This window comes from Arthrobacter sp. C152, from assembly GCF_054890965.1.
In genome coordinates this window covers 97,649-110,452 of sequence record NZ_JBTZSU010000009.1, presented here as the reverse complement: position 1 = coordinate 110,452, position 12,804 = coordinate 97,649, and the positions used below count along the sequence as shown (strand labels likewise).

General features: G+C 62.0%; 10 protein-coding genes. 6 read left to right on the top strand and 4 right to left on the bottom strand.

Going from position 1 to position 12,804, the window contains the following annotated elements:
• Window positions 1-484: 484 nt before the first annotated feature.
• The 6 genes from ACYSM9_RS09220 (at window position 485) to ACYSM9_RS09195 (ending at window position 8,587) form a co-directional block, all read left to right on the top strand.
• Window positions 485-997, top strand: coding sequence for an SRPBCC family protein (locus tag ACYSM9_RS09220; RefSeq protein WP_461856674.1), 513 nt, complete (start codon window positions 485-487; stop codon window positions 995-997).
• Between the two features lie 128 nt (window positions 998-1,125).
• A complete protein-coding gene (locus tag ACYSM9_RS09215) occupies window positions 1,126-2,019 on the top strand; it encodes an oxygenase MpaB family protein (protein ID WP_461856673.1) in 894 nt (297 codons plus the stop codon).
• Window positions 2,006-2,488: a hypothetical protein gene (locus ACYSM9_RS09210; protein ID WP_461856672.1), complete on the top strand. Its 483-nt coding sequence runs from the start codon at window positions 2,006-2,008 to the stop codon at window positions 2,486-2,488. Before ACYSM9_RS09215 ends, ACYSM9_RS09210 begins: the two co-directional genes overlap by 14 nt.
• On the top strand, window positions 2,488-3,492 hold the full coding sequence (locus ACYSM9_RS09205) for a hypothetical protein (protein WP_461856671.1): 1,005 nt from the start codon (window positions 2,488-2,490) through the stop codon (window positions 3,490-3,492). The genes ACYSM9_RS09210 and ACYSM9_RS09205 overlap by 1 nt, the downstream gene beginning before the upstream one ends.
• Before the next feature lie 607 nt (window positions 3,493-4,099).
• On the top strand, window positions 4,100-7,651 hold the full coding sequence (gene mobF, locus ACYSM9_RS09200; RefSeq protein ID WP_461856705.1) for a MobF family relaxase: 3,552 nt from the start codon (window positions 4,100-4,102) through the stop codon (window positions 7,649-7,651).
• A gap of 651 nt (window positions 7,652-8,302) precedes the next feature.
• Window positions 8,303-8,587, top strand: a complete 285-nt coding sequence (locus ACYSM9_RS09195) for a hypothetical protein (RefSeq protein WP_461856670.1) — start codon at window positions 8,303-8,305, stop codon at window positions 8,585-8,587.
• 120 nt (window positions 8,588-8,707) lie between these two features.
• On the opposite strand, the gene ACYSM9_RS09190 is transcribed toward ACYSM9_RS09195, so the two are convergent.
• The 4 genes from ACYSM9_RS09190 to ACYSM9_RS09175 form a co-directional block, all read right to left on the bottom strand.
• Window positions 8,708-9,199: a single-stranded DNA-binding protein gene (locus tag ACYSM9_RS09190; protein WP_461856669.1), complete on the bottom strand. Its 492-nt coding sequence runs from the start codon at window positions 9,197-9,199 to the stop codon at window positions 8,708-8,710.
• Between the two features lie 58 nt (window positions 9,200-9,257).
• Window positions 9,258-10,337, bottom strand: coding sequence for an ArdC-like ssDNA-binding domain-containing protein (locus ACYSM9_RS09185; RefSeq protein WP_461856668.1), 1,080 nt, complete (start codon window positions 10,335-10,337; stop codon window positions 9,258-9,260).
• A gap of 153 nt (window positions 10,338-10,490) precedes the next feature.
• The gene (locus tag ACYSM9_RS09180; protein WP_461856667.1) at window positions 10,491-11,003 is read right to left on the bottom strand and encodes a hypothetical protein; all 513 of its coding nucleotides are present in this window, start codon (window positions 11,001-11,003) and stop codon (window positions 10,491-10,493) included.
• Complete coding sequence (locus tag ACYSM9_RS09175) at window positions 10,990-12,717, bottom strand: type IV secretory system conjugative DNA transfer family protein (protein WP_461856666.1); 1,728 nt, start codon at window positions 12,715-12,717, stop codon at window positions 10,990-10,992. The genes ACYSM9_RS09180 and ACYSM9_RS09175 overlap by 14 nt, the downstream gene beginning before the upstream one ends.
• Window positions 12,718-12,804: the final 87 nt, after the last annotated feature.

Here is a 12,804-nt window from a genome sequence, read left to right as displayed (position 1 = left end):
CCGCGTCGTGGTTCAGCGGCCAAATGAGATTCCGCGCCCTGGGACCATAGACGACGTCTCAGAGGAGGCATCCATCATCTGGGTATGGCTCGATGGACTAGGGCGCATTCTCGTCGCGGAGAACGACGAAGTGACCTTCTCAGTCGAACAACTTGCCGCGTGTACCTACTCCGGTGCCGCGAGGACGAACTGCCGCGCGAGTAACAATTCCAGAGGTTCGAGGGGATTACGGCTGTGGAGTGAAAAAACGACCACCTGAATCACACCCCAGCCTGACGTCAAGCAGCGGCGAAAAGCGCGTCAGAATAGGGTTCGAAAGCAGTTCCTGCACACGCCAACTGTTGAGTCTTAGAGTCCTACCTGACAATCAGCCCGAAGCACAGAGTTATGCTCAACGATGCCGGAGACGTCGAAAATGCCTTCCTTGCTTGCCTCGCGAAGCCGGTGGAGCAGGACGTGCTGGAGTTGATGCCAAGATATTCATATGAAGTCTCGCCTCTTCGACCTCAACTCCACCTGGCAGTTCCCCGCCTCGCCCGAAGAGGTGTGGGCCGTCATTGCAGACACCGATATGAGTTGGCCTCAGTGGTGGCCGCACTGCACCTTCGCGGCGCCGCTTGAGCGAACGGAAGCACCAAGCGGGGCTCACGAGGAGATTCTGAAGGCGACCACGGCCCACCTGAACTTCAAAGCCTTCCTGGGTTACACCCTCACCATCACCATCCACCCCACAAAGGTCGCCGCGCCCAGTGAAATAGAGTTCGACGCCGGCGGGCACTTGCAGGGCACCGGGCGGGTGACACTCGTTCCCCAGGAGGAAGGCCAGGCAACGCGCATGGAGATAGAGTGGCGCGTGCGGCCGACACAGCGCTGGATGAATGTACTAACACCCATTGCCGCTCCGGCCTTCATGGCAGCACATGCCCTGATGATGCGTCAGGGGGAAAAGGGCCTGGAGCAGACACTCGCCAACAATCGCGCCAAGAAAGCTATGTAGACCCGTCTACATTCGCCTAGTCAGGCGAGGGCAACAGTTCTACGATGTAAGCAAGTTAGCCGAGCTGGGGAGCCTTCGCAGCCCATAGTTCGAGCGTGCAATAGCAGCTACTAAGAACGGGGGCCTCGATGAAGATTCATCCCACCCTCGCTGACAGCCTCCGTCGACAAGAAACGCCTTCCCCAGACGACTGGGAAGGTACCTTCCGCACCATGGTCCTGTACGACCTGGCAGCAGATATGGAGCTTGGTTTCTTCCTCTCGTACTACCGGAATTTTGCTATCCCAAGCATCGCGGCCACTCTCCACCGGAACGGCGAAATCCCGGCGCGTCCCATGAAGCGCTCCTACGACACCGCAATCGTCATCTACGAGCTCATCTCAAACGGCCTCGACAGTGACCGGGGACAGCACATGATCGCCCTGCTTAATCGCGCTCACCGCAACGTCCCCGGCAGCCGAGACGATTACCTCTACGTCCTCCTGACCCTGCTGGTCGTTCCGATCCGTTGGGCCCAGCATCATGCGTGGCGCCAGCCCACGGGAGCAGAACTGGCCGCTGCATCCCGCTTCTTCACTGAGCTGGGGTCCCGGATGAACATACACGGGATGCCTGAGACCTATGCCGAAGCGGAGCGATTCTTCAACCAATACGAGGCAACGCACATCTCTCCATCGGTTGATGGCCAAAGTTTGATGGACGCGACCGTTCAGGTCTTCCAGAGCCGTCTGCCGCTTCCTCTACGACCTTTCGCAGCGCGCCTGGTGAGCGTGATGCTGGCTGACCACCGCCTCGTGGACGCACTCGGGCTCCCCCGCGCCGGTCAAATCTCCCAAGCCGTCCTGGAAAGCATGCTGGCAGTCCGCAACAACCTCCGCCGACGTCTGCCTCTGAACCAAAAGCCCCATTTCACCGCAGGAAAGGCCGGCTCGTCTTTGTACCCGGGCGGCTACTCGCTCGACCAAATCGGCCCCATCAATATTCCCGCCCCCTCAACCTTCCGAAGCAATGAACTATCGTGAAGCTCGAAAACTAGCCCGCAAGGCGGAGCAAGCCTTCGGCTTGCCCAAAGCGCCAACGCTTCAGGTCATCCGAGACCAACTGGAACAGCAAAGAAGCCGTCCCATCATTGTCGACGAACTGCCTGGCCTATCCGGATCGGAACTCTGCGGCGTGTGGCTAATCTGCGCGGACCGGGACATCGTGTTGCATGCCCCCGTAAAGTCGGCCTGGCACCGGCAGCAGATCGTCCTTCACGAGTTCAGCCACATGATTCTCTGTCATGACCTCGAAGAAAGTAGTGCAGACCTCGCCGCGACCTTCCTGCCTGACCTGAGCCAGGACGTACTCCGCGTGCTCGGACGCAGCAGCTACACAGACGGCGCAGAACTCATGGCTGAAGTCTTGGCCGACCAGCTCGCTACTCGAATCATCAACAGCGACGTCGATGCCATGCCCGAGCCCTTGGCATTTCGACAAGTATTCGGCTGATGGAAGCGGTCCCTGCCGCCGCACTCTGGGTCCTGACTGTTCTCAGGCTTCCAACAGCGCTCGATGCTCACCGTGGAAGCGTCTTCCGCGCCACTATCCTGGCTGCAATCGCCTGCACCCTTTATGTCCCAGCGGTCTACTACACCGTCGATCCACTACTCGGCGGACACAACCGCGTCGGGCTGGCTACCCTCTTGTCCTTGCTCCTGGGGTTCTGGCAGTTTCGCACGGCGATTCTGCTGGCAGCGGTTACAGATACAGAAGTACGACGGCGGCAGCTCGTCTTGGGCAGGTTCGCTGCTGCCGCCGTGTGCACCACAGTGACGGCCGGGTTTCTCGCCAGCCGCGTGGATGGCACCGATCCCAACTTGCCGCTGACCTACGCTGACCAGCCCGGGATGGCAGTCTTCCTCTGGACAGGCTCCGCTTTCATTATGTCGGTCTGCCTCGACATAGCCCGGGTCTGCCGCAGAAACGTCCCGCACATGCACGCACCGGCCTTCCGGTCGGCTTTTTCCCTCATCGCAGGGGGATGCGTCCTCTTCGCACTTGTCCTGCTGGACCGGCTGATCTATGGCGCTGTGCTTGCAGCTGAAGGCGCCGACAGTCAAACAGCTGCCGCACTGACAGGCTTCTACTGGATCGGAGAGACGGCTGCTGTGCTCCTGGTCAGTCTTGGACTACTTCTCCCCCGCATGGCGGGACGCCTCCGGCAGGGCATCTTCGCGCTGCGGGCAAGGCTACTTCTCATGCAGATCAAGCCAATTTGGAATGACGTTACAAGTTGCCAGCGTGAGCTGGTCCTGCAGGACCACCGCCCCGCTTTGCTCGTGTTCTTCTCCCGCCACGCGGAAGCCCAGCTTCACCGGCATTTAGTCGAAATCCTAGACTGTGAATTGGCGAGTCCCCTAGCCCGCGAGCGCCTCAACGAATACCACTTGTCGGTAGTCGAACGCGCCGAGCTCTTACTCGAGAGCCGCTCCACTCCTCACCTTCCTCGTTAAAATCCAGCCCTCACACCTCTGGCATCCAAGGCGCCAGCGTTAGATGCTGTCACGGCCAGTCATGTCGCCCCGCTGAGCCTCGCTGATGAATCAACGTGAACCAGAAGAATTGCGAAGAGTGCCGTACCACTTTCGAAGCGACGCGGAGGAGCCACCGGTTCTGCTCCCAACGTTGCGCGAACAGGCACCGGAGTCGTCGGCACCGAGCCACAATTCGACCTTCTACAGTGCCGGCAACAACTTTGAGCTCGCCGCATCTCAAAGCGCAGTTGCAGGCTACGAAGCGTCGTCTGGAGTCCGAGAGGATATCCTGCGAGGGCCAACGCCAAGTGGTTCAGTCCGAGCTCCGCTCTCAAGCCGCAGAGATCGACCGGCTCGAAGCCGAGAGTTCGGAACAGCGGCTGAGCATCAACCTCCTCCAGTCGGAGGTCGCACGCCTTAAACGAGCTCAACGGACTAATGTGCAGGACCTGGCCCACACCGCGGCCTTGCTTGTCTCAATCTCCCGCGCCAAGGGAGTGGCTCTTGACGTCCAAACCTTGGACATCCTCCGCCGGAGGGGTTGGGATCCAAGCAAACAGCAGGCAGGGGCACCTCGACTGTGACCATGTCTATCGCACGTCTGTCTGCCCGGTCGGGTCTGCGCTACCTGTTCAAGACGACAATGATGGATGACTTTTCCGGTTCTCCCCCGGACCCCACCACGTACTACATGAAGGCGGGCACACCCCAGGGGCGTTGGATTGGCGGCGGACTAAACGGCATCAGTAAGACGCTGGGTGAGGCCGTCACGGAAACCGACGCAAGAGCGGTTTTTGATTTGGCGGTACATCCGCAGACCGGCACTCCCCTGGGCCGGCCGCATGCCCAACCTGCCGCTGTCGAGAACATGACCGGCCAATCAGTTCAACGGAACGCGGTCGTTGGCTTCGACCTGACGTTCAGCGTCCCAAAGTCGGTGTCCGTACTCTGGGCTCTGAGCCCCCGCAGCAAGCAACAGCAGATCCTGAGAACCCATCATGGTGCGGTGAAGGCAACCCTTGCATGGCTGGAAACGAACGTCATCCACACCAGGGCCGGCCGCAACGGCGTCGCCCACATCGGCACGCGCGGCGCTGTTGCCGCAGCCTTCGACCACTGGGAATCACGCACCGGCGATCCGCAGCTCCACACCCATCTAGTTATCGCCAACCGCACACAGCGCGTCACCGACGGAGCATGGGTCACTCTCGACTCCCGTGCTCTCTATAAAGCAGCTGTCGCGGCGAGCGAACACTACAACGGACTCCTGTTCGACGCCCTCCAACGGAATCTCGGGTGCGACCCCGAGATACGCACTCCCCTCACCGCAACCCGCAACCCCAGCCAACAGCTCACCGGAATCGACGAGAAACTCATCCACGAATTCTCCAATCGCTCCCGCCTCATTAATTTGGAAACTGATCGGCTCGTGGCTTCATGGACCGTAGAACACGGCCATCCCCCAACCACCACGACAACCATCAAGCTCCGCCAGCAGGCAACCCTTTCTACTCGCGCCCCAAAGTCCGAGAGTCCCACGCCACTGCACCAGCTGTCGAAACAATGGCAGGCTCGAGCAATTGCCACAGGTTTCCAGCCAGCTGACGTCCTCGCCCACACCATCAACCGTTCCCGCGTCGCCCCTTTTACCTTCCTGGACTTCACTCCCGACTGGACATCCGCTGTCGCGACCATCGCCAGGGAACGGGTTGCCGGAAAACGCTCAACCTGGAACCGCTGGAACCTACTTGCAGAAGCGGAGAGAGTCTGCGCCCAAATCCGCTGCAGCACCTCATCAGACCGGGCCGCTCTGATAGATGCAGTCGCCACCGCTGCCGAACAACAATCAGTGCCCCTGAACGAGTACCGCTACTCCCTTCCACCGAACGCTGGCCCGGACCTGCAGCTCAACCAGCGGAGCGTTTTCGACTTCCATGGATCACGCCTCTACACCGACGCTTCAACACTCGCTTGCGAGGACGCCATCATGACGGCTAGGAAGGACAACGGCGGACCGGCTGTCCGCCCATCAGTCGTCATGGACTCGCTGGACAGCGGCCGCCGTCTGCAAGTGCCGAGGCTACATGCCGATCAGCGCGCGGCAGCTGCAGACGTCGTCCTTAGCGGAAACCGGCTGGACGCCATCGTCGGCCCGGCGGGAACGGGAAAAACCACCACGTTGAGTGCAGTGAAGGGAGTTTGGGAGGCAGAGCACGGGGCGGGCAGTGTCATCGGGCTGGCCCCGGCTGCGGCGAGCGCAGAGGTGCTGGGCCAGGAACTTCGTATGGTCACCGAGAACGTGACCAAGTGGCTGCACGAGTCGATGGGACACGGTGCGGCTGCGCGGGCTGAGCGCTTCTTCCATGTCCAGGGGCTCTTGAGTTCGTCCAAGTACGACCGGCGAAGCATCACGTTCGCCCAGGAAGGGGCCCGGCTCGCTGCGACTCACCAGCGGTGGTGCTTTCGCCCGAATCAACTCGTCATCATTGACGAAGCGTCCATGGTATCCACCTTTCAGCTTGCTGCACTCGCGCAGCAAGCAAAGGAAGCCGGTGCGAAAATCCTCCTGGTGGGAGACCCAGGCCAGTTGGACGCAATCGACGCTGGCGGCGTCCTCGGCTGGCTCGACCGCCAGGGATTGGCCACACGCCTCAGCACCATTTGGAGGTTCCATGAGGAGTGGGAGCGCTCATCGTCCCTCAAGCTGCGGGCGGGAGACTACTCAGCGATCGAGGACTACGAGCAGCATCGGCGGATCCGGCACGGCTCCTATCTAAACATGCTGGACCAGGCGTACCTTGCGTGGCAGACCGATATGCAGTCGGGTAAGTCTTCCATCCTGATTGCCGCAGACAACGAGACGGTCAGCATGCTCAACGAGCGGGCCCGAGCAGACCTGGTGGCCCAGGGAGTTGTGGATGCAGAGCTGGCAGCTCAACTCGCCGACGGCTTGGAGGCCGGTTCCGGTGACACCATCATCGCCCGCGGCAACAATCGCCGGCTCATTGACAGCGAAGGCGAATTTGTCCGAAACGGGACGCTGTTCGACGTCAGAGCGGTCAACAGGCACGACGGCTCAGTTCACGCAGTGCGGCGGGAGACTGGGGCGAGCGTCGTACTCCCCCGGGCCTATCTTGAGACGTCCGTTGAGCTCGGCTACGCGACTACCGCTCACCGATCCCAAGGCCTTACGGTCGATACCGGGCACACAGTGGTCACCCAAGGACGGTTGACCCGCGAGCTGCTCTACGTGAGCATGACGCGCGGCCGGTCCGGGAACGCAGCATATGTCAGCGAGGGCGACGACTCAGAACACCAAGCCGTCGACCCCTCGCTGCAGCTGTCGTGGCGCAGCATTCTCGGAGAGATATTGGCCGCAGAAGGTGCCGAGCGGACTGCCCACGAGGTCCGCGAAGCAGAGAGCAGGAAGGCGGACAACCTTGAACGGCTGTATGCCGAGTACGACTACCTCGCGCAGATTGCCGCCGGTGAGGACCTCAGACGCTGTCTGGGAAAGGGTGCCCCGCTCGCAGTGCAGGAACTAAGCGCGTCACCGTCGTGGGGCGCCGCAGTTGCCGCCTGGCGAAAAGCTACAGCGGTCGGCCATCACGGCGCAGAGCGCGTCATGGAGCGGACCGTGCAGGACAGCCATTCAGTGCACGACCCGATGGCCCTCCTTAGCGCGCGGCTTCGTCGCTACACAAAAGGATCACCGACGATGGAGATGTACCCTTTGCGCGAATCGTTCCCTGTGCTTGGACCCGAGTTGGCAGACATGATCGTCCAGGTCCGCGAACGCATCCGCCAGAGGATGGAATCCGTCACCTGGGCTGCCCTGACGCAGGATGCTCCGTGGAAGGACGAGCTGACTGCCGCCGTGGGTGCGACAGAATCCTCGGGCGGGCTGATTCGCGATGTTGCCCTGTTCAGGGACAGATGGGGAATCTACGATTCCCACCTGCCATTGGGAGCTCCCACGGCGGACTACGAATGGGAACAGCTGGGCCAGCGGCAAAGACTCCACGAAGCAATTGAGAGCGCCAGAAGCTCTCAGGCGGCCCCGCAGCCCGAGATCAGTACAACTGAAATGCATCGATCCCAGCACGTCGTCCTTACGAGTTCCGGCTGGCAGATCTAAGCTGATGTAGAGGCAAAACATTGGTCGTGAACCCAGCGGTGAAACCGAGAGTTACGACAGCCGGGTTGGTACTGGCCAGCGCGGTTGTTCTATCCGCGGCTGCCCTCTCTCTGGTTCTCCTTCTCTCCGCCGGCGTTCCCTTCTCCGCAAAGTTAGTAGGCTGCGCCACGCTGTTCGCTGCTGCACTACTTACTGGATGGCAATGGTGGCGACGGACTAGACAACGTCGGGCCTGGCAGGAACAGGCGACGGAACAGTGGAGATCCTTCAGCAATGCCAAAGCGCTTGGCGGCACAACAGCGGAGGTGACGCTGGTTAGCGTTGACGCAGTGCAGCCCACCGGCTCCTGGGTCACAATCCGGTGGAATCGCTTCAACCACACTCAGCGGGCCTGGCTGGAGTCGCTTCCGGAACCGATCTGGCCCGGATCGGTCCTGCTCATCTCCCCGGACCCAGCCCAGGTTATGCCTGGCGCGCCATGGCCGGACACGTACTTCATCCAGGCGGTGGATTGTTTGGCCTGGGCTCCCGCCGAAGGGCGCGGGGCGGCTCCTGTAACGCCATCTGTTGGAAGGGCGCGGAATACCTGAAGCTCCTGCCGCTGACTTGGCCCCAAACCCTTATTCGAACATATGTTCTATAGTTGTTTGCGTGATCAAGTCCGGCTCGCCAGAAGACCTCGAGCCCATGATGGCCCGGATGGACGCTGAGTCCAGCCGTCCGATAGATGATCCGGCGCCTATTCGGGACTTCCCGAAGTACGCCCGACCGTTAGTGTATGTCGGCGGAATCTATGGCAAGGCGGTTGGCTGGACTCACAAGTACGGTCTCATCGAATGGCTGGATTCCTCCGGCAAGTACCACATGGGATGGGCCCACTCTTCGAGCATCAAGCGGATGGAACCGGACGAATGGAAGGGCAGTTCGCGGCTATAGCAGGCACCGCGGTCCATCAGCGAGACAGGATGACAATGGCCTGGTCCTCGGCGGAAAGACCAGGCCATTGCCGTCTCTCGCTAGGGGGCAAGCTCAGCAAGGCCTCCCGACGGCGCAGGGTCAGAGACTAACCTCATTCCGCGCCGGCTCGCCGAAAGGGGATACCGACACCGGCCCCTTAGTTGCGATGTTGTACGTCGACTCCGGCGCCGCGTGCAGGCCCGCCTCTGTTGAAGCACCAGGCCCAGCGGCACGCGCAGAACGTTGGTATGCAGCGGTACCAAAGCGAAGGTCCGGGCCAATGGTCTCGGCTACGATCCGACGAGCCTCACGCCGCTCCCCATCCTTTTCAAAGGAACGGAATTCCAGCTCACCCGAAACGGTGACGGGGTCGCCCTTCTTCAGCGAATTGGAGGCATTCTCGGCGAGCGCCCGGAACGCGGAGACGTTGTGAAAAACAGGTTCCCCATCATGCCAGGATCCGTCTGGACCCTGTACCCGCTGGTTCACCGCAACGCGGAGCTTGGCGTGAGCCACCCCCGACTCACCGTAGGTCAGATCCGGATCTGCCACGAGGTTGCCGGCAATGTTAATCGGTATCTTGGTGCTCATATCGTGCGTCCTTCCTTCGCGGACGGGGCTTTCCCATCCAACGCTTGATCGGTTAACCTCACGGGCCGGAGATCTCCAAGCCACGCGAGGGCCCCGCTGCAGGCGTAACGCCGGCATAAGTTTCCTGGCCTTCAACCCACAGGGAGGCTTCTGCAGCCGGGACCTTCCCGCCCAGTCCTGGCGGATCGGTCATTTCCAGAATCTCCTTGCTTGCGGCCGTCACCCGGCCAAGCACTGATTTGGCAATATCCACTCGTGAGGCTGGCTGCTTTCGGGAGGTATCTCCGGCTGCTGACTGCTCCGCTTCGATAACTGCATCAGCCCAGCCGGACAGATAGCTTGCTGATTGAGGCCCTCTATCAATTCCGTGCGCCTTAAGCACCGTGTAGGCCACTGACTCCGCCTCGACTTCGGCCAGCCCACGGTGGTCCACGCTGCTCCCGTACAGTTTCCCCACATTGTCGTTCGGGCCGTGGAGCAAGACGTGCCCCAGCTCATGCGCGAGCACCGCTGCGCGTTCCTCTGAGTTCAGCCAGCCCCCCACCTGAACGCGGTGCTGGCCAAAATCCGTGAAGCCGCTTGTGAGCCCGAACTGCGAGTCCGTGACGTGCACTGCAAAGCCATGGGCGCGGGCAACTCTTTCCAGTGGCCCCCACAGCTGGGACGCCCCGGATGGAGGAAGCCCAGCTGATCGAGGAACCAGCAGCGGGGCACCCTCGGTTTGGGAGACGTCGAAGACCGCCTGGCCCCGCCACCCAGTGATGAGCGTCTTCTTCCCCTCGTCAACGGCGCCCTTGGGAGCCTTGTCGCCAAGGGGGATGCGGTGACGAGTGCCGTCAGGCAAGAGCACCTGTTGTACGCGGGCCGTCCTTGGCGCAACCACCCAAAAAGCATGCTCACCGCGAAGAACAGTCCGCCCGTGCCGCTCCCATTCCTTGTAGCCGGCCACGAGCGTCGGCTCGTCCGTACCGCGCTGTGCCATCTGCATCATCAGCAGGGCAACGTTCCCCCCGGAGTAGCGCCACAGGCTGGCGGAAGCGTCAAGGAGAACCTGCCAATGCGACGGCGACTCGACAGCCTTTTCAAGAATCGAGTGGAGTCCGTCCATCAATGCAGCAACGCGCTCCTCCGGCGCCATTCGCCGAGTCTCCAGCGCGGAGTTCAGGCCAGCGGTTGGGCTTGACGGAACTTCAGGTGCAGCGGCCACGACAGCCACCCTTCTGCTTCTTGGACCGCAGCTAAGCTGCGCAGACACCGGTTCATGGTTACCGGATCATCCGAGCGACATGACTCAGAATTCGGGAACCAGTTGATGGGCCGCCTTGCACCAGTCGATGAAGGCCGGATCGTCGTTCGCAAGCACGCGCGGTGCGGGCTCCTTGTGTGCCTGCAGTCCTACGCATCCGGCCGCCCTGGTGTGCGTCCTCAAACGTTCGACGGCGTGTGGGAGCCTTTCGTGAAAGGCGAGCGGCCCGAAGCCCGGATCGTCCGTCGTGTAGGAGGCCAGCTCCGCGCGGTGCAGCGCGTACAACTCAGCCACGATCTCAGGATGACGCCACCAGCAGTCCGGGACGACCGACGTCGTCAGCTGGTAGGTGGCCACGAGCCATCGCACCCAGGCAAATAGCGATCGCCATGCCTCCTGTGATTGCTCGGTCGTCATCTCCCGCCAGCGGCGAGTCACGGACTTGGGCCCAGCCTGTCCGGCAAATGCCGACCTGAAAAGTTGTGCAGTAATCTCGTCGTCCCCAAAGGAACCTGAGGAGGGAACATCAAACTCATCGACGTTGTCACGGCTGTGCATCAGGAGCCCCTCCGGTCTTCTGTTGACGCTGCTTGTGCCCGTCGGCCAACAGGCGCTCCATCTCAGCCTTCAGGCGGCGCAGTTCCCCGGCGTCCTTGCGCTTGTGCCATTCCAGGAGATCCAACAAAATGGGCCGCGTGCGCCGACCCAGCATGAGTGCGGTGCCAGCAGGGAGGCGTCGAATCTCGTCCAAGGCGATCACCGGACGGTCGCGAAGCTGTTCGCCGTCCTGCCGGCCCTGTGACGACCAGGAACGCGTGGTGAGCGTCAAGCTGCGCTCGCCGAGCAGACCGGCGAGCGATCGGAGGTCGTGTTCGTCAGATCCGCCTCCGAAAATCACCTTGATGATGGCGGAGTCCCATATTGTCGACGCCTCATCGATGGACCAGCCTGAGCGCGCCTGGGACAGGGATTGCAGGACGACGAGGGTGGAGATGCCGATACCGCCTCCATCGGCGAGGGCCACAGGCAGCCCGGGCCACGGTGCAAGGTTCGCGATCTCATCGAGTACGAGGGACAGCGGCGGTTCGAGCCTGCCGCCTGGCGAAACGAACGCCATTTCGCGTGCCGCGCTGTCGATGTCGTCGATCAGGGCGGAAAGATATGGACCGGCAGCAGCCGCGCCCGCGCGCGTGCCGATCAAATAGAGCGTGCCCCGTTCCCGAATGAACGCCTTCGGATCAAACTCCTCGGACTCGTCCTGCGGGTTCAGTGCAGCCAAAACCTTCGGTGAAGACAGCGGGGCAACCGCTGCCGAGACACCGATCCAGGAGTTCGAGGTATTCCGCGGGTCGTCTTCCAGGATTCCCATTAGGTCCGACTGCCAACCAAGCGCCGCGCCCGGCCTGCCCAGCACTTCCAGCGCTTCCCGGGCAAGCACAGGGCTGGAGGACCAGCGTCGGAATGCAGCCACTCCCTCGCCGGACAGGGCAGCAGCATGGAGCAGACATTGGAGGACGATCAGCGATCGCTTCTGCCACGCAGCGTTTTCGCCCCTCATCTCCGTGTCCGCGGTAATGACCAGCGCTCGCCGGGTGGCAACGTCCGGGTCCTCACATCCCCGCACCGGTGACCAGCGAAGGGACGACGGCAAGCCTGACATGCCTTGGGGATCGAACACCGTCACCGGGCGCCCGGCAGAAGCTCTTGCCTTCATGGTCACTACAAGGTTGTCGGCCCGAGTAGACGTCGTTACGACGGCACCGGGCGCGTCGAGGATCGCATTGATGACCACGTAGAGGCCCTTGCCGGATCGGGGAGCACCTTGGATCACCATCGATTCTTCAGTGGAAACGTGGACCGTGACGCCGCGGGATTGGCCAAGGGTCCAGGACAGATCCTGCACCGAAGGCTTCACCAGTCCCGGGCGCGTGAACTTCCCCCGCTTCTGCACCGCCCTCGCCCCAAAGTCGTGGACGATTTCGGCGCGACGGGCAACTCCGTCGCGGTTCAGGATGTCCTGCCGGAGCCACGCTCCCGATTGCTTCCACCGCCTCCACGCAATCAGCGCAGCCACGGCGAGCGCTCCGACCAGCAGCAGGGCCGGAGCCAGGATCCACCAAACGCTGTCCGTGCCGATTGCGCAGTCCCCACGGCGGATGGTTATCCAGTCCATCCTGTTGGCCAAAAGTCCGACGACGGCACCCGGATTGAAGGGCGACGGCGGCAAGGCGCCGCAGTGCCAAGAGGCCGCGAGCTGCGCCGCGGCCTGCACCAGCGCGCAGAGACATACGTAAGCTGCCGCTCCAATGAGAGCAGCGGTGACGAGCGGATTGTCGCTGGCAGCCCGGGAACTCGCTGG